The following is a 23379-nucleotide window of genomic DNA, read 5'->3' as shown; positions in this document are numbered from 1 at the left end:
CCGATGCCCTGGCCTGGGTGCTTCAGGCCAGGGCGTTCAAGCCAGACCACGTCCCGCCGGCCGGATGTGTGATCGAGACGCGTGCCTGCAGGCTGCCCGTGCCGTTCCCGGGGTAGAGATACATCACTCCGTTGCTCCTCTGCCGGGCGACGATGTCCGGAACACGGTCGCCGTTGAGGTCGGTGAACCCCTCGACCATGTCCATCACGCCCCAGCCGGTGCCGATCCGCGTGCGCGCCAGGAGAGAGCCTCTTCCGTTGCCGGGGTAGAACCACAGGTAGCCCGTGCTCTTCTCCCGGGCGATGAGGTCAGGGTTCCCATCAGAGTTGAAGTCCCCGGGCGAGACGAGCAGGTCCATGACGTTCCATCCGGTCCCGACCCTGGTGCGGGTCTGTCCGCTGAACGTGTCGCCCTTGTAGAGCCAGAGGTCGCCGGTCGAGTTCTGGACCGACAGCAGATCTGTCCTGCCGTCGGCGTTGAAGTCCCCCACGCCGGCGACGTCGCCCATGACGTTCCACCCGCTTCCGACCTGCTGACGGGTGGGCCCGGCGTACCCGTACCCGACGTAGAGGTAGAGGCCACCCGAACCGTCGCGGGCGATGAAGTCGCTGCTGCCGTCTCCGTTGCCGTCGCCGACCACCTCGATCAGGTTCATCACGCCCCAACTGGTGCCGATCTGTTGCCTGGTGAACTGGCCCCGGTCGTTCCCCGCGTAGCGCCACAGCTTCCCGTCCGTCGTTCGCGCGAGCAGATCATTGCGCCAGTCGCCGTTGAGATCGTTGAGGAAGCCTGTGCGGGGCGGGAGGGCTGCGGGGAAGTTGGTGAACTGGTAGGCGCCGCAGGTCCGGTTGTAGTCTCGGGTGTCGTCGTACCACTGCGAGATGAGTACGCGGCCGCCGGAGAAGCTTGCCTGCGAGCAGCGGTCGATGGCCTCGTTGGCGTAGTCAAGGCGCCCCGCGGTGGCCCACACCGGGACGTTGGGGAGCTTCCAGTCCCCGACGATCTCACTCCACCCGTTGGTGTAGGAGTAGAGCCCGTAGCCATAGCCGGACTCCGCCAGACCGCGCATGAACCCCTCGACGACGGCGCGGTTGAGCGCCCGCCTTCCGGCGGTCCCTGACGGCCAGGGCTGAGCGGGCCTGGGCTCCACGTCGATCCACACCACCTGCGGCCTCCAGCCGACCTGGGCCAGGTACGCGACGGAGTCCTTCGCCTGTGCGTACCCGACGTTGCTCAACCGGGCGGCCGGTGTGGTGGAGCGCCAAGGTCCGGCTGAGCCGTACTCGGTCAGCTGGGCCGCGGTGGGATAGGTGGCCATCCCGTAGGCGTGGGCGGGCCTGGACCTCGACGTGACCCATTGCACCTGATTGGCTAGACACGGGTTCCTCGTGAATGCCAGACCCTTGGTCAGCCCGACGATCACGAATTGGGTGGAGTCCGGCGGCATGGGTAAGCCGTAGCCGTCCGGCGACGGGCACTGGGGCCACGACACGTCGTGCCCGAGGAGATCCGCGGCTTGGGCACGGGCTCCCGTGAATGATGCGAGAAGGATGAGGACGCTGACCAGGAGACGCGAGACGATCGCTCTTCTTGGCGTCCGCTGCTGGGCTGACATGACGCCTACCAATCAATTGCTCGTGACTCCATCATGCGCCTGTCCGCGCTGAAACGCCATGGGCGACGAACCTGGCTGTGACACGCCTGGCGGACGCCCCGCTGCCTTCTGTGGCGATCATCTACAGTGACCACGTGTCTAAAGTCCTGACTTCCCTCCCCGTCGGCGAGCGCGTCGGCATCGCTTTCTCCGGAGGGCTCGATACCTCCGTCGCCGTCGCGTGGATGCGCGAGGCCGGAGCCGTGCCCTGCACCTACACCGCCGACATCGGCCAATACGACGAGCCCGACATCGATTCGGTCCCCGGCCGAGCCGTGCAGTACGGCGCCGAGCTCTCGCGGCTGGTGGACTGCCGTGCCCACCTCGTCGAGGAAGGCCTCTCCGCCCTCGCGTGCGGCGCCTTCCACATCCGCTCGGCCGGCAGGGCGTACTTCAACACCACCCCCATCGGCCGCGCCGTCACCGGCACGCTGCTGGTCCGCGCCATGGCAGACGACAACGTCTTCATCTGGGGCGACGGCTCCACCTACAAGGGCAACGACATCGAGCGGTTCTACCGCTACGGCCTGATGGCCAACCCGCAGCTGCGCATCTACAAGCCGTGGCTGGACGAGGAGTTCGTCCACCAGCTCGGCGGCCGCGACGAGATGAGCCAGTGGCTCTCCGAGCGCAAGCTCCCCTACCGCGACTCCAAGGAGAAGGCCTACTCCACGGACGCCAACATCTGGGGCGCCACGCACGAGGCCAAGACCCTCGAGGACCTCAACGTGTCGCTGGAGACCGTTGAGCCCATCATGGGCGTCAAGTACTGGGACCCGGCGGTGGCCATCGCCACCGAGGACGTGACCGTCCGCTTCGAGCTGGGCCGCCCCGTCGCGCTCAACGGCACCCGCTTCGACGATCCCGTCGCGCTCGTCATGGAGGCCAACGCCATCGGCGGCCGCCACGGCCTGGGGATGAGCGATCAGATCGAGAACCGCATCATCGAGGCGAAGTCGCGGGGCATCTACGAGGCCCCCGGCATGGCGCTGCTGTGGATCGCCTACGAGCGCCTGCTCAGCGCCATCCACAACGAGGACACCCTTGCCAACTACCGCTCCCAGGGCCTCCAGCTCGGCCGGCTCCTGTATGAGGGCCGCTGGCTGGACCCACAGTCGCTGATGCTGCGCGAATCCATCCAGCGTTGGGTGGCCTCCGCCGTCACCGGCGAGGTGGATGTGCGGCTGCGCCGCGGCGACGATTACACCCTCCTGGACACCCGCGGCCCCCACCTCTCCTACCAGCCGCACAAGCTGTCCATGGAACGTGTCGAGGACGCCGCGTTCGGCCCCACGGACCGCATCGGGCAGCTGACCATGCGCAACCTGGACATCGCAGATTCGCGCGAGAAGCTGGAGCTGTACGCGGCACAGGGGACGCTGTTGGCGGGCCACCAGGATCTGATCGGGCGCCTCGAGGCCGGCGGCGCTGCGGCCATCGCCGAGCTCGGAGCAACCGGTCCGTCTGACGTCGACGAGGCCGTCGCGAGCTCCTCCATGGAGTCCGGCACCGACTGACCCCGGCAAACCGCCCGCGACACCCGAGCCGCCGTTCACCTGCCCAGCATGGTGAGCGGCGGTTTCATAGTGGCCGAAAGTGAACTCCTCCCGGCGCGAGGGGAACGGCAGGCAACGGTGCTTGTCATCACACTCATGTGGCGGCGCCCCAAGACCCCCGCCCGTCAAAGTGAGTACACATACTCAATTCTCTGTCCTTGAGCACTCACAATACTCAGGTAGGGACCCCCATCCCTGGGACCGGGACCCGGCCCGGCTCTTGGCAACGTTGGTGCATGGGATTCCACCCATGACGGCAGCAGCAGCGAGGGGCAGCGATGGCTGAAATGACAGAGTGTGTGAGGTACAGAAATGTCTTCCTCCACCCACTACTCGACGACGGAGTCACTCCGGACTCCCGGAGCGAGCGACGCGAACAGGCCATGGTGCGGGCGCAGGCGGAGACGATGTGCGCTCAGTGCCCGCGGCTGGCCGCATGCCTCACCGACGCGGTGACCAGGTTCGATGTCGCCGGCTTCGTGGCGGGCACCACCAGGCGGCAGCGGCAGGAGATCCGTGCGCGGCTCGCCGTCGAGGTGGCTCCGGAGGACTTCGACTCCACCGTCGGGGTCAGGTCAGGGCGCCAGTACGACCCGCACGAGATCTACCGACTCCGCACCGCCCATCCGAACCTGCCGCTGGTGGTGATCGCCAGCAGAGTCGGGTGCTCCGTCTCCACGATCAAACGCCACCTCCGCAGGATCGAGGAGGAGGGGCTCGCCTGGCGCAGGCCCGAGCGGCCGGCCCCCACCCCCGTCGAGGTGATGACGGTGGCCTCCGACGTGCTGCGGAGGTCGCGGCGGGTCGCCGCCGCCTAGCCGCCGTCGCCCGAGGTTGGGGGCAGTTTCGCCAAACCCTTGTTTCCGCCGCACTGACCGGGTGAGAGTGGGGGCATGACCCGAATCGGCTTCCATGCCTCCCACGAACAGATCTCGCCGCGCCAACTGCTCCTCGACGTGCAGCAGGCCGAGCGCGTCGGCTTCGACATGGCGATGTGCTCGGACCACTACAAGCCGTGGTCAGAGCGCCAGGGGCACTCCGGCTACACCTGGTCCTGGCTCGGTGCCGCGCTGGCGACGACCGGCCTGGAGTTCGGGTGCGTCTGCGCGCCCGGCCAGCGCTACCACCCCGCCGTCGTCGCGCAGAAGATCGGCACGCTCGCGCAGATGTTCCCGGGGCGCTTCTGGACGGCCCTGGCCAGCGGCGAGGCCATGAACGAGTCCATCACCGGGGACCGCTGGCCCGCGAAGGACGAGCGGGTCGCGCGCCTGGAGGAGTGCGTCGACGTGATCCGCCGCCTCCTCGACGGCGAGGAGGTCAGCCACACCGGCCTGATCACCGTCGACCGCGCGAGGGTGTGGGACCGGCCTGAGGAGCCGCCGCCGCTGCTCGTCCCGGCCGTCTCGGCGGCCTCCGCGGCGAGGGCCGCGGCCTGGGCTGACGGCCTCATCACCGTCAACCAGGACCTGGAGGTGCTGCGCGAGGTGATCGCGGCCTACCGCGGGGCCGGCGGGCGCGGACCGGTGGCGCTCCAGCTGCACCTGTCGTGGGCGCCCACCATGGAGGAGGCCGAACAGATCGCCTTCGACCAATGGCGATCGAACGTGCTGGGCGAGCCGCTCGCCTGGGACATCGCCACCGTCGAGGGCTTCGACGCGGCCTCGGAGCACGTCACCCTGGAGTCGGTGCGCGACGTGGTGCGCATCTCGTCGGACCTGGACCAGCACGTCGCGTGGATCCGGGAGTACGCAGACCTCGGCTTCGACGACATCTACCTGCATTACGTGGGCCAGGACCAGTCCGAGTACCTCGACGCGTTCGGCGCGCACGTCCTCCCCAAGGTCCGGTGACGAGGATGAGGATCACCGACACAAGCGACCTGTGGTGGAAGAGCGCAGTGGTCTACTGCCTGGACATCGAGACCTTCCTCGACTCCAACGGCGACGGGGTGGGAGACCTCGGCGGCCTCTCGCAACGCATCGACTACCTCGCCCAACTCGGCATCACCTGCCTGTGGCTGATGCCGTTCTACCCTTCCCCGGATCGCGACGACGGCTACGACGTCAAGGACTTCTACGGCGTCGACCCGCGGCTGGGCAACCACGGCGAGCTCGTGGAGGTGATCCGCACCGCCCACGACCGTGGCATCCGCGTGATCGCGGACCTCATCGTCAACCACACCTCGGACCAGCATCCCTGGTTCGTGGCGTCGCGCCGCAGCACCACCAACCCGTTCCGCGACTACTACGTGTGGCGCGACACCGACCCGGGGGACACCTCCGCCGAGGTGGTCTTCCCGGACGAGGAAGACAGCATCTGGACGCAGGACGATCGGACCGGCGAGTGGTACCTGCACCACTTCTACTCGCACCAGCCGGACCTCAACCTGGCCAATCCTGCGGTGATGGACGAGATCCTGCGCACCGTCGGCTTCTGGCTGGAGCTCGGCATCGACGGATTCCGGGTGGACGCCGTCCCGTTCCTCCTGCAGAACGCGGACAACACCGGCACGCGGACGATGGCAGTGGATCCCCATGACGTGATCAAGCAGCTGCGCGCCTTCATGCAGCGACGCAAGGGCCACGCGATGCTGCTGGGCGAGGTCAACGTTCCCCACGCGGAGCAGCGGAAGTTCTTCGGCGGCGACGCGGGGGACGAGCTGCAGATGATGTTCGACTTCATCGCGATGCAGGCCACCTACCTGTCGATGGCGCGCGAGGACCCCCGCCCGCTGGTGAAGGCCCTGGAGACCCGCCCGACAATCCACCCGACGTGTCAGTGGGCCACCTTCCTGCGCAACCACGACGAGCTGACGCTGGACAAGCTCACCGCGTCCGAGCGCCAGGAGGTGTTCGACGCGTTCGGGCCGGAGCCGGAGATGCAGGTCTACGGTCGCGGGCTCAAGCGGAGGCTGCCGCCCATGCTCGGCGGGGACCCGCGTCGGGTGCGGATGGCCTACAGCCTGATGTTCTCACTGCCCGGCACCCCCACGCTGTATTACGGGGAGGAGCTGGGGACGGGCGAGGATCTTGAGGCGCCAGGCCGGATGGCGGTGCGCACCCCCATGCAGTGGGGGCCAGGCCGCAACGGCGACTTCTCGACGGCGGCCCCGGGCAAGCTGATCCAGCGGGTCGTGCCCGACGGATACGGGCCCAAACACGTCAACTTCGCGGACCAGGAGCATGATCCGGACTCGCTGTGGGCGTTCCTGCGCACGCTGATCGGCGTGCGGCGCCGTCGGCCGGAGTTGGGATGGGGAGATTTCTCGGTGATCCCGACGGAGGCGCGGCCGGTGCTGGCGCATCGGGTGTCGCTGGAGGGGTCTGCGGTGGTGGCGGTGCACAACTTCTCGGCTGATCCGGTGTCGGTGTCGCTCCCGGGAGTCCTCGGGGACGACGACGTGGTGGAGGACCTGCTCGACGGCGACGCGATGGTCGTGCACGACGGCGCCTTGTCGCTCACGCTGGAGGGGTACGGCTACCGCTGGTTCCGCGTGCGGTCCACTTCGGATCCCGTGACACGTCGAAGGTGATAAGGCCCGACCCAGGGGTAGGCTGCCCCTCAACTCGAGCACCATCATCACAATGGGAGAACCATGCGCACTGCGACCGGACGACGACTCCTCGCGGGGGCGATCCTGTCGGCGCTCGCCCTTTCTTCCCTGCCCAGTGGTGCCGAGCGAGCGACGGCTGCGCCTGGTGATGTGACGGTTGAGCGAACGGCCGAGCAGCGCATCGGCGGTTCTGACCGTTTCGCCGTGTCTGCCAACCTGTCCCGCTGGCTGCCCGGCGGTGACGGGCATCGCGTCGTCGTCGCCTCAGGTGAGGTGTTCCCGGACGCGCTCACCGTAGGTCCCTTGGCGGCCCGGGATCAGTCACGGCTGCTGCTCACACGCGCGGCCTCCCTGCCGGAATCCGTGACCGCCGAGCTGCAACGCCGGCCACCGCAGGAGATCCTCATTGTCGGAGGGACCTCAAGCGTCTCCCCTGCCGTGGAGTCGGCGCTCAGCACCATTGCCCCCGTCACCCGCATCGGCGGCGCTGACCGGTACGAGGTCGCGGCGGGGATCGCCGCTGGGACGACCGCCACCCATGTTGTCATCGCCTCCGGGGAGCTCTTTTCCGATGCCCTCTCGGCTGGACCACTCGCAGCGAAGCTCGGCGCTCCGCTCCTCCTGACGCGCCAAGGTGACCTGCCGGCCTCGACGGCTGAGGCTCTGCGGAGCCTTGCGCCCCAGACGGTGACCGTTCTTGGCGGCTCAGACACCATCAGTGACGCTGTGCTGGAAGCTATCGCCACCGCGGCCGGCGCGACGACGGAGCGGATCGGCGGCGCCGACCGCTACGCCGTCGCGGCCACCGTGGCACAGCGCTACTTCCAAGATGCGGATACGGCCGTCGTCGCGTCCGGCCTCCTCTTCCCAGACGGCCTGAGCGGAACCCCCCTAGCGCACTCGTACGGGGCTCCGATCCTGCTGAGCACCGGCTCGTGCGCTCCGGCTTACACCACCGAGGCATTATCGTCGAGGACGTTGGCCCACAGGTTCTATCTGGGGAGCGCATCCTCGACGACAACTTCTCCGACACCCTGTGGCACTTCCGCGATCCGTCGTGCGGTCAACCCTCCCGCGGCGACCATCGCGAGTGAAATCCCCCAGGGCACACCCAGCGAAGAGGCCTTCTACTTCGTGCCGCATCAGGACGACGAACTCATCTCCATGGTTGGCGGCATCAGCCGCGACATCAACGCCGGGCGCCGCATTCACGTCTATCTCGTGAACGCCGGCTATTGGACGGGGGTCAAGGACCTCCTGTGCGAGCAGTTGAACAGGTGCCTGACAAACGAACAGATCACCGCTTCCCGGAACGCTGAGCTCTTGTCGGCACTCGAGCGGATGGGCGTGCCTGCCTCGAACGTCCACTTCCTTTACGTGCAGGAGGAATTGAGCGATGCGGCCACCAAGGTCCGATCGGCCGTGGGCAATGTGGTCGCCAAGGCCGGGCCGACGGCTCACTTCCGGGGGATGAGCTGGCTCGATGCTCATCCGAGCCACTACGTAGTGGGCTACGCCTTGAGGGATGCCTGCGTGACGGAGGGGTTGGTGGACTGCCTGTTCTTCCAGTCACCGCTGTACCAGAAGCGGTCCGAGGCTCTCCAGTACAGCCCCGTGGTCACCCCTCGGGGTGAGGTCGTCGCCGCGCCTGGTTGGCTCGTCGCAGCCGCGGCTGCCGCGTACAAGGAGGACTACCCTACGCTGGGCCGGCACTCCATCGGATGGCGCTCGGTACCCAGCCAGATCCGGTGGATCGAAACAAACACCTACAGCTGGGCGCACGGGCGGGTGTGGGCCTCAGGGGCGGACGAGCGGGCGGCTGCCTCGTGGATCGACACCCACCAGGGCGACGGCTATTTCACCGCGGACGCGCGGACGCCCGCCTCCACGTTCCCCCTTGAGGAGGATCCATCCTGACGCCTGGACGTCAGGATGGCGTCAGTTGACGTCGGCAAGGGCCGGGAACCAGCGGGCCAGCTCGTCGACCGTGCCGAGGTCGGCGAAGTTGCCCGTGATGGCGTCGGCGGACTCCTTGACCACGTCAGGGGCGTCACCCATCGCGACGCCGCGCCCGGCCCACTCCAGCATCTCGATGTCGTTGCGGCCATCACCGATGGCCAACACGTCGGCCGGATCGATGCCCAGCTCGTCGCACACGATCTGCAGCCCGTGCGCCTTGTCCACGCCCTTCGGGGCGATGTCCAGCCACGCCGACCAGCCGATGAAGTAGGCCACCTCGTGCAGGCCGAGCTGGCTGACCATGCCGTTGAACACCTCCTCGGAGCTGTGGGGGTCGCGCACGATGACGCGCGACACCTCCCGCGACGCCAGCTCCTCTATGCTCTCGATCGCCACGTCGCCCTGAAGCTCGCCGTCGGGGAACGGCCGGTTGACCCGCCAGTGCAGCCCGTCCTGCACCGCGATGCAGGCACTCGGCGCCAGCTCGGCGACCCTGTGCACGGTCTCCCGGGGGTCGAAGCGGGTCTCGTGGCGCACCTCGAAGGGCGGATGCGTGACCACCATGGCGCCGTTGGAGGTCACCGCCCAGCCCGGGGGGAGGTCCAGGTGGGAGTGGATGATCTCGGTGGAGATCCACGACCGACCCGTCGACAGGACCACGGGCACACCTGAGTCCACCACGCGGCGGACGGCGGCCCGCACCTCCGGCGGCATGTCGCCGAACGGGTCGACGAGCGTGCCGTCGATGTCGAGCGCCACCAGCTGGGGGCTGAACTTCATCAACGCGTTACCTCTCTTGTCTTGCGCCGGCGGGCCGGCGTGCCGTGAGCCTGCCAGATCCGCGTGAACGGCCGGTGTCCCCCGGTCGAACGACGGGTGAGCTAAGCCGGCGGGACGAGCGCCTCACGGCCGCCCAGGTAGGGACGCAGCGCCTCGGGAACGCGCACCGAGCCGTCGGCCTGCTGGTGGTTCTCCAGCAGCATGATGATGATGCGGGTCATGGCGCACAGCGTGCCGTTGAGGGTGGCGACCGGGCGCACCCCGTCGTTGAAGCGCCCACGGATGCCGAGACGCCGGGCCTGGAACTCGGTGCAGTTGGACGTGGAGGTGACCTCCCGGTAGCGCTGCTGCGTGGGCAGCCAGGCGTAGCAGTCGAACTTGCGGGCCGCCGACAGGCCGAGATCCCCCGAGGCCACGTCGAGAACCTGGAACGGCACCTCCAGCAGGCTGAGGAACTCCTTCTCGAAGCCGAGCAGCTTCTGGTGCCACTCCTCCGCATCCGCCGGATCGCAGTGGACGAACATCTCCACCTTGTCGAACCAGTGCACCCGGAAGATGCCGCGGGTGTCGCGGCCGTGGGAGCCGGCCTCGCGGCGGAAACACGGCGAGTACGCGACGTACTGCCGGGGCAGGGTGGCACCGTCGAGGATCTCGCCCGAGTGATAGGCGGCGAGCGCGACCTCGGACGTGCCGACGAGGTAGAGGTCGTCGGCGGGAAGATGGTAGACGTCCTGGGCCGCCTGGCCGAGGAAGCCCGTGCCCTCCATGGCCGACGGCTTGACCAGCGCCGGCGGGATCATCGGGGTGAAGCCCCACTCCGCCGCCTTCGTCATGGCGAGGTTCAGCAGCGCCAGCTCCAGCTGCGCGCCCACCCCGGTGAGGACGTAGAACCGCGATCCGGAGATCTTCGTGCCGCGTTCCATGTCGATGGCGCTGAGGAGCTCGCCGATCTCCAGGTGGTCCCTGGGCGTGAAGCCCTCCGCGGCGAAGTCGCGCGGCGTGCCGATGGTCTCCAGTACCACGCCCTCGTCCTCGCCGCCCTCGGGGACGCCGTCGAGGACGAGGTTGCCGAGCTGCTTCATCAGGGTGGTGAAGTGGGCCTCGGTGGTGTCGACGGAGGCCTGGGCCGCCTTCACGTCCGCCGCCAGCCGCCCGGTGCGTTGCAGCAGGGCCGAACGCTCCTCGCCCTTCGCCTTGGCCACCTCCTTGCCGAGGCCCTTCTGCTCGGCACGGAGTGTCTCGAACGAGAGGATGGTGGAGCGGCGGGCCTCGTCGGCTGCGATCAGCTCATCGACGAGCTCGACCGAGGCGCCGCGCGCGGCCTGGGAGCGTCGGATGCGGTCTGGATCCGTGCGGAGCCACTTGGGATCGATCATGGCCTCAACCTTACCGACGTCGGGCCCTCCGTTCCGCGTGCCCCGATCCCCTCGTTGGGAGGGAGGAGAGTTGAGCCGATGGATGGGTTCGCGGCACGCGCCCCGCTCAGTTGCCGCGCGGCGTCCTCCACGAACCCATCCATCGGCTCAAACCCCTCCCCGCCCGAGGGCTGCGGGTCGCATAGGGTGGGCGGGTGAGGGACGATCAGGCGACGGGGCGACGGGAGCCGATCTCGGCCGAGATCTGGGTGCTGGTTGCCGCCGCGATGATCATCGCGCTCGGCTTCGGCATCGTCGCCCCCATCCTCCCCCAGTTCGCCCGCTCCTTCGACGTCGGGCTGATGGCCGCGTCGTCGATCGTGTCGGTCTTCGCCCTGGTCAGGCTGCTGTTCGCCCCCGCCGGCGGGGCGCTGGTCAACAAGCTCGGGGAGCGGCGGGTCTACATCGTCGGCCTCCTCGTCGTGGGCACCTCCAGCGTCCTCAGCGGTCTGGCCACCAACTTCTGGTGGCTGCTGGTGTTCCGGGGCATCGGCGGCATGGGCTCGGTGATGTTCACCGTCTCGGCGATGGCGCTGCTGGTGCGGCTGTCTCCCCCCGCCCAGCGCGGGCACACGTCGTCCCTGTACGGCACCGCCTTCCTGCTCGGCAGCATCTTCGGCCCCATCCTGGGCTCCGCCATGCAGGGCCTGGGGCTGCGGATCCCCTTCTTCATCTACGCCGCGGCGGTGTTCACCGCGGCCGCGGTGGTGGTGGTGTTCCTGCGCGGCGGCACCGGAGGCCGCCCCGTCGCCGGAGAAACCCGCGACACCCTCTCCCTCGCCGAGGCCCTCGGGCTTCCCTACTACCGGGCGCTGCTGGTCACCGGCTTCGCGCACGGCTGGTCGAACTTCGGGGTGCGCATCGCGCTGCTGCCACTGATGGCCGCCGCCATCCCCACCATCGGCACCCAGGCTGCCGGGATCGCGCTCACCCTCTTCGCCCTCGGCAATGCCGTCACGCAGCAGGCCACGGGCCGCCTCGTGGACCGGGTGGGGCGCCGGCCCTTCTTGGTGGTGGGCCTCGCCGTGTCCGCTCTGGCCACGGTCTTCTTCGGCTGGGTGGACAACCTGTGGATCTTCCTCGCCCTCTCGGCGCTGGCCGGGGCCGGGGCCGCGTTCATCGCGCCCGCCTCGCAGGCTCTCATGGCGGACATCATCGGCTCCAACCGCAGCGGTGGGCAGGCCCTGTCCACCTATTCGATGTCCATGGACCTCGGATCCATCGCCGGCACTCTGGTGGCCGGGGCCATCGCCGACGCCGTCGGCTTCGGCTGGGCCTTCGCCGTCACCGGCATCGTCATGGGCGCGGCCGTGGTGCCCTGGTTGTTCGTCCGCGGTCGCCCCTGGCGGGCCCGAACCTGACTGAGCCCACCGCGCCCCGCCCCCAGCCCGGCGCACGGTGGAAGAATCGGCCCCATGATGCGACGGTCGAGGGTGACGGTCGCGGCGACACTGGCCTTCGGTGCCGCCTTCCTGCTGTGGACGCTGCTGCTGCCCGCCTTCGTCGACGACCTCTGGCCGCACTCCCCCGTCCCTGACCGTTCGGTGGTGGGACAGGCGGCTGCCGCGGTGGCGTTCATCACCGCGCCCACCCTCGTCTATCCGGCCCTGCTCGTCACCTCATGGTGGGCGTCCCGGCGACAGTTCCTCGCCATCGCCCGGGCGATCATCATCGCGGTGGTGCTGGCAGTCGCCGGCACGGCGCTGCTCAAGCTCACCATCGGCCGCGACCGTCCGGACAGCCCATGGGACTACCTCGTCAGCAGCGACCCGCTGAGCTACCCGTCGGCGCATACCGTCGCCATCACTGTCGCGGCGATGCTCCTGGGCATCCTCACCACCATCACGCGGCGACCCCGGAGGGTCGTGCTGGCTGCGCGCGCGGTGGGCGCCGCGACGGTCCTGGTAGTGGCGGCGGACCGGCTGCTCCTCGGCGCCCACTTCGTCACCGACGTGGTGGGCGGGCTCCTGTTCGGCGGCTTCGTCGCCTCCCTAGCGTGCCTGATCGCGGACGTGCACATGCTCCCCCTGCCTCCCGCTCACACAGGGCCAGGGCGTCTGGCCGTGGTGTACAACCCGACGAAGGTGCGCGACCTCGCCGTCCTGCACCGCCTCGTCGGGCACGAGGCGGAGGTGCGCGGATGGGAGCCGCCGATCTGGCTGGCCACCACCGAGCACGATCCCGGTGGGGGCATGGCCCGGGCCGCACTGGAATCGGAGGCGGACCTGGTGCTCGTCGTCGGGGGCGACGGCACCGTCCGTGAGGTGTGCGCCGCCCTGGCCGGCAGCGCGACGCCCATGGCGATCCTCCCCTCCGGCACGGGCAACCTGCTCGCCCGCAACCTGGGCGTGCCGCGCGACGCGGGACGCGCGATCGTGCTGGCGTTCACGGGCGAGGCGCAGGAGATGGACCTGCTGCGCTACGAGGACCTCGACGGCGGGGTCGCGGGGGTCGCGGCGGTGATGGTTGGGCTTGGCGCCGATGCCGCGGTCCTCCACGACACCGACGAGGCGCTCAAGCGCGCGCTGGGGCCTGCGGCCTACGTGTGGGCCGGGATCAGCCACATCAGGGCACGGCCGGTGTCGCTGCGGCTCACCGTCGACGGCGGGGACCCGCTGCAGCGGGACGCCTCCCTGGTGGAGGTTGGCAACGTGGGCGACCTGTACCCGGGGGTGTCGCTGATGCCCGCGGCGAGCGCGCACGACGGTTCGCTGGAGGTGCTGGTCGCGTCGCCGCGGACGGCAGGCGACGTGGCGCGGATGATCGGTGGGGTGCTCAGGCAGGCATCGGAGGAGCCGCTCCTGGACCGGTTCGACGCTCGGAGCGTGACGGCGGAGTACGCCGAGCCGGTGCTGTGCCAGGTGGACGGCGACGTGGTGGGGGCGGTGCGGAGGATCCGCTTCGACGTTGTGCCGGCCGCGGTGCGGGTGGTCCTGCCGGCCCCTCCCGTTGGCTGAACAGCGCAGCGACGAGACCTTCTCACTGGCTGAGGCCAGCCTACCGCTGGCTGAGGTGCCACGTAGCGCCCTCAAAGCCTGAAGAAAGTGACCTTGTCAGCTACCGTTTCTTAGGCTTCGAGGCTCGTCGCTGACGCTCCTCGCACCTCAGCCAGCGGAATGGGCGACACCTCAGCCAGCGAAACCTGGGCCTCAGCCGAGGGTACGGATCCACTTCGCGGCGGCGTCGAACTCCTCGTCGGTGAACCCGTGGCCGACGACGGGGCGGGCCCTATCCGCGCGCGGGTAGGACCCGAGGAAGTGCACCGTGGGGCAGACCCGGTGCAGGCCCTCCATCGCCTCCTCGACCCGCTTGTCGTGCAGGTGTCCCTCCACGTCGATCGAGAAGCAGTAGGAGCCGAGAGTCGTCTTCGTGGGCCGCGACTCGATCCGGCTGAGGTTCACCCCGCGTACCGCGAACTGCTCCAGGATCTCCAGCAGAGCGCCCGCGTGGTCCTCGCGCATGTAGGCCACCAGGGTGGTCTTGTCCGCGCCCGTCCGCTCCGCCACAGGCCCCGCGACACCCACCTCCACGAAACGCGTGACCGCACCCGGGTTGTCCTCGATCTGATAGGCCAGCTCATCCAGGCCGTACAGTTCCCCCGCGACCCTCGCGCACACCGCCGCGTCGTAGCGCGAGTCCGGCCGCGCCACCTCGGCCGCTGCCCCTGCCGTCGAGCCCGCCTCGGTGATGTGTGCCTGCGGGACCAGGTGCGACAGCGAGTCGCGACACTGGGCCGCCGCGTGCCCGTGGGTCAGCACCTGGCGCACGTCGTCCAAGCGGGTGCCCGGCCGCACGTACAGCCCGAACTCGACGGGGATGACGATCTCGCCTCGGATGGCCAGCGGCGCGCCGGCGATCAGCTCGTCGAGCGTCGCCGACACTCCTCCCTCGACGGAGTTCTCAATGGGCACGACGGCGCCCCGCACCTCCCCGAGGCGCACCGCGTCGAGCGCCTCCCGCACACTGGCGAAGGCGACGGCGTCGTCGGCGTTGATGGTGCGCAACGCCTGATGGGTGAAGGTCCCCGCGGGGCCGAAGTATCCGAGCACGCCCTCAGGGTAGGCCATCGGCCGACGGCGACGACGGTGCCGTCAGCGACCCTTGCGCGCCGTTGTTCTCGCCCTCGCGATGCAGTAGAGGCCGTACAGGATCAGGCCGACACCGATGGCGATCAGCACCACCTGGCCGCCCGGGACGTCGACGAGCGACTTCAGCGCCCCGTCGAGACCGCCGGTGTCCGACGCATCCCGGGTGAAGACCGCCACAACGAACAACACGCCCACGATCACCACCGCGAGCCCCTTCGCAAGGTATCCGCCGATGCCCAGCGCCGTGAAGGCCAGGCGGAACCGGGGAGAAAGCTCAACATCCTCGAGGAACGACTTGGTGAGGCCCTTAGCCATCATCGCCGCGCCGATCACGGCGATCACCACGCCGGCCAGCACCAGGAGCGCCGATCCCCACCAACTCTGCAGCAGCTCGGCGCTGAGCGACTCGGTGGATTCCTCACCGTCTGCCGTGCCGCCCATGGCGTAGACCAGCGCCGCCGCGCCCACCACGGCGTACATCACCGCACGGCCGACGCTCTTGGCCGCGTCCCGCTTCTCCCGAGTCACCTCACCGACGGCGACCACCAGCGAATAGACGGCCAGGGCGAACAGCGCCCCGGCGACCAGCCACAGCGCGGCCGCGCCCATCGGGTTTGCCCTGATCGCCCGCATGGCGCCGGACTGGTCCGCGGATCCCGCGGCCCCCTGGGCGATCCCGATGGCGATGGCGCCGATGATGGCGTGGACCACTCCGTTGACGACGTGTCCTGCTCCGGCGACCCATGCCGCGACGGGATGGTGCTCGACGTCCTTGGCCTTGTCCTGGATGTCGCCGATGACTCCGCCGTCGCTCATCTCCTCATCGTAGGGAGCCGGGGAGAGTGCTACTTGAGGAGTTTTGACATCCGGCGGTCCGCGAGCGGCTTCCCCCCGGTCTGACACCCGGGGCAGTACTGCAGCGACGAGTCGGCGAACGACACCTCGGCGATGGTCGAGCCACACACCTCGCACGCCTCGCCCGCGCGCCCATGGACCCGCATCCCGGCGCGCTTGGCGTCCTTGAGCTGCGCGATCGGCACCTGGGCCGCTGCCGCGACAGCCTGGCCCAGCACGTCACGAAGGTGCCCGAAGAGCTCAGCCGAGGCCACCTCGTCGAGGCTGTTGGCGGGCTTGAAGGGGCTCAGTCTGGCGGCGTGCAGGATCTCGTCGCTGTAGGCGTTACCGATCCCCGCCAGGATCTTCTGGTCACGCAGAACCCCTTTGAGCTGGGCGCGTCCGGCGACGGCCAGCACGGCCCGGAAGTCCTCGACGGTGAACTCGGGGCTCAGCGGATCCGGGCCCAGCGCCGCGACCCCCGGCACCTCCTCGGGGCTCTCCACCACGTAGAGGGCAAGATGCTTCTGGGTGCCGGCCTCCGTGACGCTGAAGCCGGAGCCGTCGTCGAGGATGATCCGTAGCGCCAGCCCGGACTTGCCCGGCCTCGACGGGACCGCCGGGGCCTCGTCGTGCCAGGTGACCCAGCCCGCGCGGGCGAGGTGGAAGATGAGGTGGACGCCCTGGGCCTCAACGTCGACGAACTTCCCGTGGCGGGATACCCCGCCCACCTCCAGCCCGGCCAGCGCCTCCAGCGGGATCCGGAACGTCTTCAGCGCGGCGAACGACACGAGATGTCCCGCGGCGATCACGCGGCCGCGCAGCCTCTCGTCCAGCGCCCCGGCGAGGGCGGCCACCTCCGGCAGCTCAGGCATCGGCGCCTCCTCTCACAGACAGTGTGCCCGCCGAGCGCACCACGTCCCAGGCCTTCAGCAACTCAGTCCCGTCCATGGCCTCCCGGGCCCGCCACGGCAACCGGGGGAGCTCCAAGGCCAGACTGAGCCGCCCCAGGTACTCGTGCCGTGGCACCTCGTAGGCGCCGAGCGAGCCGAGGTGCTCCGTCAGCCACTGCACGTCCAGCAGCGCCACGCCCGCGTCCGCCAGCTCGACGGCGAGGCGCAGCAGCGCCACCTTCGACGCGTCCCGCCCCAGCTCGGGATGGTGGAACATCGACTCCCCCGCGAACACGCCGCCGATGTGCACGCCGTACAGCCCTCCGACCAGCCGCCCGTCCGCGTCCCAGGTCTCGACGGAGTGCACCCACCCCTTCTCGTGCAGGGTGGTGTACGCCTCCTCGATCCGCGCGTCGATCCACCCGCCGTCGCGCGACGGGTCCGCGCACGCCTCCAGGACGCCGCCGAACGCCTGATCCACCGTCGTGGTGTAGCGCTTGGCCGACTTTCTCACCGATCTGGTGACGTGGAGGCCGCGGATGGGTAGCAGCCCGCGCTGCATCGGCGACCACCAGCCCATCTCGTCCCCGTCGTGGTAGATCGGCATCGGGAACACGCCGCAGGCGTAGGCCTCGAGCGCCAGTCCGGCGCCGAACTCCTCGGAGTATCCGATGAGATCTTGGCTCGGCCACTCCTCGGGCCGGCCGAACGTGGCGCCCAGCATCCCCCCAGTCTGGCAGCCCCTAGGGACATTTCCAGGGTCGACGCGCTTGCAGGCGTGTGCGACGCTTGGGGCAGAGAGGGGTATGCCGATGAGTGACCAGAACGTCGTGGCGGTGGCCGAGAACTTCACCGCCGACGTCCTCCACGAGCTCCTGCAGCTGGCCATCGACGGCAAGGGCAGGCTGCCGGGTGCCAAACACGCCGCCAAACAGCTCTTGGCGCAGCGCTCGGATGCCGAGTCCGCCATCTCCTGGATGATCAACCAGCACGTCGCCATGGCCGGTGGCCAGGGTTTCGTCACGAACTGGGGCGGGTTCTTCGTGTCCCTGGTGGCGGTGCCGGCCAACATCGCGGCGGCGACGTTCCTCCAGGCACGGCTGGTGGCGGGCATCGCGCACCTCCGCGGCTACGAACTCAGCGATCCGCGAGTCCGCACCGCCATCCTCATGGTCATGCTCGGCCCGTCCACCATGGCGGACCTGGTGAGCAAGGGCGTGCTGCCCAGCTCGCCGCTGGTGGTGGCCACAGCGCCGGTGTTCGACGCGCGGCTGGACGGGCAGGTGTCGCGGGCGCTGCTGGACCGGGTGCTGTACCAGGTCAGCGGGAAGCGTCTCGGCGTGCGGGCGCTGCGCGGGATCCCGTTCGTGGGCGGTGGCGTGGGCGCCGCCGTCGACGGATGGAGCACCCGGAGCATCGGCATCCACGCCATGAACGAGTTCCCCAGCAGGCGGCCGAAGCTGCCCCGCAGCCGCGCCGAGTAGGGGTCAGTAGGTCCGCGGGACGCGGGCGGTGATCAGGCAGGTCACCTCGTAGGTGATGGTGCCCATCAGCCGGGCGATCTCCTCGACGCCGATGCGCTCGCCACCGCTGGTTCCCATCAGGACAACCTCGTCGCCCACCCCCACCATCGGCCCGTCGGGTCCGAGGTCCAGCATGGTCTGGTCCATGCACACTCGGCCGATGACCGGGTAGGAGCGGCCGTCAATCAGCATCCGGCCCCGCGACGACAGCAGCCGCGAGTATCCGTCGCCGTATCCGACGGCCACGGTGGCCACCCAGGTGTCGCGGGGGGCGGTCCAGGTGCGGCCGTATCCCACCGTCTCCCCCGCCGCGATCCGCTTGAGGAAGCTCACACGTGATGTCCAGCGGCCCACGTCGCGCAGGGGCCGGGTGGGGGGCGTGGCGGCGTCCGGGTAGGAGCCGTAGATCATGATGCCGGGGCGCACCATGGTGGTGGAGCCGAGGTCGTGGCCGAGGACCGCCCCTGAGTTGGCCGCGTGCACCAGCTCGAGGGGGCCCACCACCGCCGCGACCTTCGCCACCGTCGCCTCGAACAGAGCCAGCTGGCCGCGGGTGAACTCCTCGCCTGGCACCACGTCGCTGACCGGGAGGTGGGTGAAGATGCCCCCGACTCTCAGGTGCGACGACGCGGCCAGCCTCTCCGCCAGCGCGACAGCGTCCGCGGGGTCGACGCCCACGCGCCGCATCCCGGTGTCGATCTTGAGGTGCACGTCGACGGTGACCCCCGCCGCCAGGGCAGCCGCCTGCGCCTCGTCCACGGAGCGGGAGTCCCCGACGGACAGCGTCACGCCCGCGGCGATGGCCTCCGGCAGGTCCTCGGCCAGGGTGGGGGTGAACTTGAGGACGGGCAGGGTGACCCCGGCGTCACGCAGCGCCTGCGCCTCCGTCGTGAGGGCCACCCCGAGCCAGTCCGCGCTCCCCCTCTGCTGGATGCTGCGCGACACCTCGACGAGGCCGTGGCCGTACGCGTTCGCCTTGACCGCCGCCAGGACCTTCCGTCCACCGGCCAGATCGCGGGCGACGGCGAGGTTGGCGTGCAGGGCGTCGAGGTCGACGTGGAACCGGGTGGGCGAAGGCATGGAGCAAGTGTTTCACTGTCGGTGTCGCGGCCGTAGTCCGGCCGACGGCCGGACCCCCGAATCCCTCAGGCGTCCTTGGAGTGGTCCCTCCCGAGTTCGGCCCGCAGCTCTCTGCCGCGGCTGACGAGTTCGCCGTGCTTGTCGGCGAGCTTCTCCGAGGCCCTGGTGTCGCGCGGCGGCAGCTTGATGACCTCCTCGGCCTCGATCCCCGCCTGGAGTTGCCGCCCCCGCTCGATCTCCGCGTCGATCTCCGCGCCGAACAGCAGAACGTTGTTGATGATCCACACCCCGAGGAGGAGGACGATGACCGAGCCGATGACGCCGTAGGTGGCGTTGTAGGAGGCGAAGTTGGTCACGTACACAGAGAAGCCGGCCACCGCCAAAGCCGCCACGAGCAGCGCGACCAACGCGCCGACGCTGATCCAGCGGAACTTGGGCTGCTTCACGTTGGGGGTGAAGTAATATAACAGCGCGATCAGCAGCACCGCCAGGGCGATGACCACGGGCCACTTCGCGATGTCCCAGATCAGCACGGTGGTGTCTTCGAGACCGATGAGGCCTCCGATGCCCCGCGCGATGTCGCCGGACAGGACCAGCGCGAAGACGATGACGGCCAGGATGAGGACCAGGACCAGCGTCAGGAGCAGCATCTGCGGCTTGTGCTTCCAGAACGGCCTCCCCTCTTCCACCTCGTAGATCCGGTTCATCGCGCGGGAGAAGGCCCCGACGTACCCGGACGCGGCCCACAGCGCGCCCGCCAGGCCCGTCGCCAACGCCAGCCCGGCACCCCCCTGCGTCGCCAGGCCCGTGATGGTGTCGCCGAGCAGTTCCGAGAGCTCCGCCGGCGCGTAGGTCTCGATCAGCCGGTTGATGCCTTGCGCGGTCTGCTCTCCCTGTCCGAAGACGCCCAGCAGCGAGACCAGCGCCAGGAGCATCGGGAAGAGCGACAACACGGCGAAGTAGGTGAGGCTCGCGGCCAGGTCCGTCACGTGGTCCTTGGAGAACTCGGACGCGGCCCGCTTGAGCGCGTACCGCCAGGAGGGTCCGTGCAGGTCCGACGGGGAGTCCGGCTTCCTCGGGTCGTCGGGGTGCGGCGCGGTCGCGGCCTTCTCCCGGGTCTGCTCAACCGATTCAGGCTCGCTGTCTCGCGTGGATCGTTCACTGGGCGACATGGCGTGCCCCTCCTTCACTTACCGGCGCCAGGTCCGTCAGCCCGGCTGGCGCGTCTCTGCTTGTCCGGGGCAGCTGGCGCCCCACGTCGCTGACGTACCCACATCAGGCGCATCCGAAACAGGCGTTGGGCCGCCCTGGTGTCGCCGGCCGCCAACGGACCCCTGGCCAAGGGGTCGGTCCGCATGGCAGACTCCGAAGATGATCCGCAGCCTGTGGGCCATCGCTCTGGCCCTGGTGGTCCTGCTGAGCGGGTGCGCTGAGCCGGCCTTCCCCCGGGACCCGGAGGGAACCCTGCATCGCGCCACGAACGGCCCGCTCCTGGTGGGTGTGGCCTCGCATCCGCCGCACGCCGAGATATCCGACGACGGGACGGTCGGCGGTCCCGAGGCCGAGATCGTCGAGGCCTACGCCGACACCATCGGCGCCACCGTGGAGTGGCGCGAGGGGGCCGAGAGTGAGCTCATGGAGCTGATCAAGCTGGGCCAGCTGGACCTCATCATCGGCGGCCTCACCTCAGACTCGCCGTGGTCCACGCACGCTGCCCTCACCCGTCCGTACACCACCACCATCGGCGCGGACGGCAAGGCCGTGAAGCTCGTCATCGCGGTCCGCTTGGGAGAGAACGCGCTGCTGACCAACCTTGAGCGCTTCCTCGCCGCCGAAGGGCTCCAGGCATGAGCAACCGCGATTCGGTGCTGCCCCCGAAGCAGTCCGCGCTCCTCCACCGGGCCATCCGGCTGGAGTGGATCTCGCTGGTGGTGATGGGCCTCATCATCACGGCCGTCGGTCTCACGGCCGGCCAGTCCCAGGCGATGCGCACAGCCTTCGTGGAGGACTCGCTGGCCCTCCTTCCGCCGGTGGCATTCCTGATCGGAGTGTGGCGGGCCAGCAAGCCGCGCACACCCGAGCATCCCTACGGGCACCACCGCGCCATCGCGGCCGGTCACCTCGTCTCGGCGGTGGCCCTTCTGACCTTCGGGGCGTCACTGCTCTACAACGGGGCTTCGGGGCTGATCAAGGGCGAGCGGCCACCCGTGGGCGCCGTCACCCTCCTGGGATACACCTTCTGGTCCGGGTGGCTGATGATCGTGGTGATGACGCTCAGCGCCATCCCGCCGGTCATCCTCGGCCGGATGAAGCTGAAACTCGCTGAGCAACTGCACGACAAGACGCTTGCCGCCGACGCCGACATGCTCAAGGCCGACTGGCAGACAGGTCTGGCGACCGTGGCCGGTGTCACGGGAATCGGGTTCGGCCTGTGGTGGGCGGACTCAGTGGCCGCGGTCTTGGTCTCGGCCAGCATCGTCAAGGACGGCGTCACGAACGTCCGCGGTGCGGTCGCGGCCCTGCTCGACGCCCGCGCCACCCCGATCGAGTCCGACGACCCGCACCCGGTCATCGAGAAGCTCCGCCAGGCGGCGCTGCGTACCGACTGGGTTGCCGAGGCCGAGGTCCGCACCCGCGACATGGGCCACATGTTCCACAGTGAGGTGTTCGTGGTGCCTGTGGAGGGTGCGGTGCTTACCGTGGCGCAGATCGAGGACCTTCGCCGACGGTGCTCCGACGTGGACTGGAAGACCATCGACACGGTCGTCGTGGTCAGCGACGAGATCCCGCAAGGGCTCTCCCCGCTCAACCCGGACCGGTGACCGAGCCGCCCACCGAGGTCAGGGGTGCAGGACCACCTTGATGCAGCCGTCCTTCTTCTCGCGGAACACGCTGTAGGCGTGCGGGGCCTCGTCGAGGGGCAGGTGGTGGGTGGCGAAGCCCTCAACGCCGAAGACGTCGTCCTCACGTGACAGGATCTCGAACAGTTCGTCCGTCCACCGCCGGACGTTGGCCTGCCCCATCCGGACCGTCACCTGGGCGTCGAACAGCCTCATCAGGTTCAGCGGATCCACAGCCCCGCCGTACACCCCTGCCAGGGACACGGTGCCGCCTCGGCGCACCGAACCCAGCGCTGTCTCCAGTGCCGCGAGCCGATCCACGCCGAGGGTCTGCGTGAGGGCGGCCGCCACCGGTTTGGGGAGCGTCGTCACCATCCCGATCGCGGCGTGGGCCACCGGTGACCCGTGCGCCTCCATCCCGACGGCGTCCACGACGCGATCGGCGCCACGCCCTTGGGTGAGTTCGCGGATCGCTCCGGACACGTCACCCACGCCGCCTGCATGGATCACCTCGAAGCCCGATTCCCTGGCCAGGGCGAGCCGTTCGGGTACGTAGTCGACGGCGATGACCCGGCCGGCGCCCTGCTCCCGGGCGGCGCGGGCCACGAGCTGTCCGACCGGCCCCAGGCCGATCACTGCCAACGTCTCGCCGGGCTGCAGCTCCGCATACTTCACCGCCTGCCACGCGGTGGGCAGGATGTCGGACAGGTACAGCCAGCGCTCATCGGGACCCGTCTCAGGCAGCTTGATCGGACCGAACTGGGCCTGCGGGACACGCACGAACTCGGCCTGGCCTCCGGGCACCTGGCCGTACAGCTTGGTGTAGCCGAACAACGCCGCGCCGGTGCCGTACTCCCTAACCTGGGTGGTCTCACACTGCGAGTGGAGCCCGCGGGAGCACATGAAGCAGCTACCGCACGAGATGTTGAACGGGACCACCACCCGGTCCCCCACCCTCAGGTGCGTGATCTGCGAGCCGATCTCCTCGACGACTCCCATGAACTCGTGGCCCAGGACATCGCCGCGGGTCATGAACGGGGTCAGCGGTCCGATCAGGTGGAGGTCCGATCCGCAGATCGCCGTGGAGGTGACCCGCACCACCACATCGGTAGGGTTCTCGATTGCGGGATCCGGAACCTCCGTCAGCTCAACCTTGCCTCGTCCCTGCCAGGTGACAGCGCGCATCATCGCTTCCCTCCCGTCG

Annotated in this window: 20 protein-coding genes; 10 read left to right on the top strand and 10 right to left on the bottom strand. The window is 69.4% G+C overall.

Annotation, left to right across the window (positions count from 1 at the left end; all coding sequences use genetic code 11):
- Positions 1 to 22: 22 nt before the first annotated feature.
- Positions 23 to 1615 carry an FG-GAP-like repeat-containing protein gene (locus H5399_RS02640; RefSeq protein WP_182781462.1) on the bottom strand — a complete coding sequence of 531 codons (1593 nt, stop codon included), beginning with the start codon at positions 1613 to 1615 and terminating at the stop codon, positions 23 to 25.
- 134 nt (positions 1616 to 1749) lie between these two features.
- Between H5399_RS02640 and argG the strand changes: the two genes are divergently transcribed.
- The 5 genes from argG to H5399_RS02615 all read left to right on the top strand — a co-directional run bounded on the left by argG (position 1750) and on the right by H5399_RS02615 (position 8680).
- Positions 1750 to 3171, top strand: a complete 1422-nt coding sequence (gene argG / locus H5399_RS02635) for an argininosuccinate synthase (protein ID WP_182781461.1) — start codon at positions 1750 to 1752, stop codon at positions 3169 to 3171.
- Positions 3172 to 3509: 338 nt separating this feature from the next.
- Positions 3510 to 4028 carry a winged helix-turn-helix domain-containing protein gene (locus tag H5399_RS02630; protein ID WP_182781460.1) on the top strand — a complete coding sequence of 173 codons (519 nt, stop codon included), beginning with the start codon at positions 3510 to 3512 and terminating at the stop codon, positions 4026 to 4028.
- Between the two features lie 75 nt (positions 4029 to 4103).
- Positions 4104 to 5060, top strand: coding sequence for a TIGR03885 family FMN-dependent LLM class oxidoreductase (locus H5399_RS02625; RefSeq protein WP_182781459.1), 957 nt, complete (start codon positions 4104 to 4106; stop codon positions 5058 to 5060).
- A gap of 5 nt (positions 5061 to 5065) precedes the next feature.
- Positions 5066 to 6742 carry an alpha-amylase family protein gene (locus H5399_RS02620; RefSeq protein ID WP_182781458.1) on the top strand — a complete coding sequence of 559 codons (1677 nt, stop codon included), beginning with the start codon at positions 5066 to 5068 and terminating at the stop codon, positions 6740 to 6742.
- 63 nt (positions 6743 to 6805) lie between these two features.
- Positions 6806 to 8680: a cell wall-binding repeat-containing protein gene (locus H5399_RS02615; RefSeq protein WP_182781457.1), complete on the top strand. Its 1875-nt coding sequence runs from the start codon at positions 6806 to 6808 to the stop codon at positions 8678 to 8680.
- 21 nt (positions 8681 to 8701) lie between these two features.
- Here H5399_RS02615 and H5399_RS02610 read toward each other — a convergent pair whose 3' ends face one another.
- Both H5399_RS02610 and serS read right to left on the bottom strand, forming a co-directional pair.
- Positions 8702 to 9502, bottom strand: a complete 801-nt coding sequence (locus H5399_RS02610) for an HAD family hydrolase (protein ID WP_182781456.1) — start codon at positions 9500 to 9502, stop codon at positions 8702 to 8704.
- Between the two features lie 101 nt (positions 9503 to 9603).
- Positions 9604 to 10878, bottom strand: a complete 1275-nt coding sequence (gene serS / locus H5399_RS02605) for a serine--tRNA ligase (RefSeq protein WP_182781455.1) — start codon at positions 10876 to 10878, stop codon at positions 9604 to 9606.
- A 194-nt stretch (positions 10879 to 11072) separates the two neighbouring features.
- Between serS and H5399_RS02600 the strand changes: the two genes are divergently transcribed.
- Both H5399_RS02600 and H5399_RS02595 read left to right on the top strand, forming a co-directional pair.
- Positions 11073 to 12278 (top strand): MFS transporter, encoded by a 1206-nt coding sequence (locus tag H5399_RS02600; protein ID WP_220490728.1) that lies wholly within the window; start codon positions 11073 to 11075, stop codon positions 12276 to 12278.
- Positions 12279 to 12332: 54 nt separating this feature from the next.
- Positions 12333 to 13874 (top strand): diacylglycerol kinase family protein, encoded by a 1542-nt coding sequence (locus tag H5399_RS02595; RefSeq protein WP_182781454.1) that lies wholly within the window; start codon positions 12333 to 12335, stop codon positions 13872 to 13874.
- A 192-nt stretch (positions 13875 to 14066) separates the two neighbouring features.
- Here H5399_RS02595 and pheA read toward each other — a convergent pair whose 3' ends face one another.
- The 4 genes from pheA to aat are packed head-to-tail and all read right to left on the bottom strand — an operon-like array spanning position 14067 to position 17456.
- Entirely contained in the window at positions 14067 to 14966 is a 900-nt protein-coding gene (pheA, locus tag H5399_RS02590) for a prephenate dehydratase (RefSeq protein WP_182781453.1), read from the bottom strand.
- A 42-nt stretch (positions 14967 to 15008) separates the two neighbouring features.
- Positions 15009 to 15821, bottom strand: a complete 813-nt coding sequence (locus tag H5399_RS02585) for a DUF1206 domain-containing protein (RefSeq protein WP_182781452.1) — start codon at positions 15819 to 15821, stop codon at positions 15009 to 15011.
- A 29-nt stretch (positions 15822 to 15850) separates the two neighbouring features.
- Entirely contained in the window at positions 15851 to 16714 is an 864-nt protein-coding gene (locus H5399_RS02580; protein WP_182781451.1) for a DNA-formamidopyrimidine glycosylase family protein, read from the bottom strand.
- Entirely contained in the window at positions 16707 to 17456 is a 750-nt protein-coding gene (gene aat / locus H5399_RS02575) for a leucyl/phenylalanyl-tRNA--protein transferase (RefSeq protein ID WP_182781450.1), read from the bottom strand. The genes H5399_RS02580 and aat overlap by 8 nt, the downstream gene beginning before the upstream one ends.
- A gap of 88 nt (positions 17457 to 17544) precedes the next feature.
- Here aat and H5399_RS02570 point away from each other — a divergent pair, with 88 nt between their 5' ends.
- Complete coding sequence (locus H5399_RS02570; RefSeq protein WP_182781449.1) at positions 17545 to 18216, top strand: EcsC family protein; 672 nt, start codon at positions 17545 to 17547, stop codon at positions 18214 to 18216.
- Positions 18217 to 18219: 3 nt separating this feature from the next.
- Here the strand turns inward: H5399_RS02570 and alr are convergent, their stop codons facing one another.
- Together alr and H5399_RS02560 are read right to left on the bottom strand one after the other, a co-directional pair.
- Positions 18220 to 19335, bottom strand: coding sequence for an alanine racemase (alr, locus tag H5399_RS02565; RefSeq protein WP_182781448.1), 1116 nt, complete (start codon positions 19333 to 19335; stop codon positions 18220 to 18222).
- 65 nt (positions 19336 to 19400) lie between these two features.
- Positions 19401 to 20507: a YihY/virulence factor BrkB family protein gene (locus tag H5399_RS02560; RefSeq protein WP_182781447.1), complete on the bottom strand. Its 1107-nt coding sequence runs from the start codon at positions 20505 to 20507 to the stop codon at positions 19401 to 19403.
- A gap of 199 nt (positions 20508 to 20706) precedes the next feature.
- On the opposite strand from H5399_RS02560, the gene H5399_RS02555 reads away from it, so the two are divergent.
- Positions 20707 to 21186 carry a transporter substrate-binding domain-containing protein gene (locus H5399_RS02555; RefSeq protein ID WP_182781446.1) on the top strand — a complete coding sequence of 160 codons (480 nt, stop codon included), beginning with the start codon at positions 20707 to 20709 and terminating at the stop codon, positions 21184 to 21186.
- Positions 21183 to 22157, top strand: a complete 975-nt coding sequence (locus tag H5399_RS02550) for a cation diffusion facilitator family transporter (protein ID WP_182781445.1) — start codon at positions 21183 to 21185, stop codon at positions 22155 to 22157. The genes H5399_RS02555 and H5399_RS02550 overlap by 4 nt, the downstream gene beginning before the upstream one ends.
- Positions 22158 to 22175: 18 nt before the next feature.
- On the opposite strand, the gene H5399_RS02545 is transcribed toward H5399_RS02550, so the two are convergent.
- On the bottom strand, positions 22176 to 23363 hold the full coding sequence (locus H5399_RS02545; protein WP_255421940.1) for a zinc-dependent alcohol dehydrogenase: 1188 nt from the start codon (positions 23361 to 23363) through the stop codon (positions 22176 to 22178).
- Positions 23364 to 23379 lie beyond the last annotated feature (16 nt).

Origin of the sequence: Tessaracoccus sp. MC1627 (assembly GCF_014164725.1) — a bacterium.
Taxonomy (GTDB): Bacteria; Actinomycetota; Actinomycetes; order Propionibacteriales; family Propionibacteriaceae; genus Arachnia.
This window is presented reverse-complemented; position numbering and strand designations above follow the sequence as displayed.

Bases quoted from the DNA above. Each gene is read 5' to 3' on its own strand.
- H5399_RS02640 (WP_182781462.1), bottom strand. From the start codon at position 1,615: ATGTCAGCCCAGCAGCGGACGCCAAGAAGAGCGATCGTCTCGCGTCTC.
- H5399_RS02625 (WP_182781459.1), top strand. From the start codon at position 4,104: ATGACCCGAATCGGCTTCCATGCCTCCCACGAACAGATCTCGCCGCGC.
- H5399_RS02620 (WP_182781458.1), top strand. From the start codon at position 5,066: ATGAGGATCACCGACACAAGCGACCTGTGGTGGAAGAGCGCAGTGGTC.
- H5399_RS02615 (WP_182781457.1), top strand. From the start codon at position 6,806: ATGCGCACTGCGACCGGACGACGACTCCTCGCGGGGGCGATCCTGTCG.
- H5399_RS02610 (WP_182781456.1), bottom strand. From the start codon at position 9,502: ATGAAGTTCAGCCCCCAGCTGGTGGCGCTCGACATCGACGGCACGCTC.
- serS (WP_182781455.1), bottom strand. From the start codon at position 10,878: ATGATCGATCCCAAGTGGCTCCGCACGGATCCAGACCGCATCCGACGC.
- H5399_RS02595 (WP_182781454.1), top strand. From the start codon at position 12,333: ATGATGCGACGGTCGAGGGTGACGGTCGCGGCGACACTGGCCTTCGGT.
- H5399_RS02585 (WP_182781452.1), bottom strand. From the start codon at position 15,821: ATGAGCGACGGCGGAGTCATCGGCGACATCCAGGACAAGGCCAAGGAC.
- H5399_RS02580 (WP_182781451.1), bottom strand. From the start codon at position 16,714: ATGCCTGAGCTGCCGGAGGTGGCCGCCCTCGCCGGGGCGCTGGACGAG.
- aat (WP_182781450.1), bottom strand. From the start codon at position 17,456: ATGCTGGGCGCCACGTTCGGCCGGCCCGAGGAGTGGCCGAGCCAAGAT.
- H5399_RS02570 (WP_182781449.1), top strand. From the start codon at position 17,545: ATGAGTGACCAGAACGTCGTGGCGGTGGCCGAGAACTTCACCGCCGAC.
- alr (WP_182781448.1), bottom strand. From the start codon at position 19,335: ATGCCTTCGCCCACCCGGTTCCACGTCGACCTCGACGCCCTGCACGCC.
- H5399_RS02560 (WP_182781447.1), bottom strand. From the start codon at position 20,507: ATGTCGCCCAGTGAACGATCCACGCGAGACAGCGAGCCTGAATCGGTT.
- H5399_RS02555 (WP_182781446.1), top strand. From the start codon at position 20,707: ATGATCCGCAGCCTGTGGGCCATCGCTCTGGCCCTGGTGGTCCTGCTG.
- H5399_RS02550 (WP_182781445.1), top strand. From the start codon at position 21,183: ATGAGCAACCGCGATTCGGTGCTGCCCCCGAAGCAGTCCGCGCTCCTC.
- H5399_RS02545 (WP_255421940.1), bottom strand. From the start codon at position 23,363: ATGATGCGCGCTGTCACCTGGCAGGGACGAGGCAAGGTTGAGCTGACG.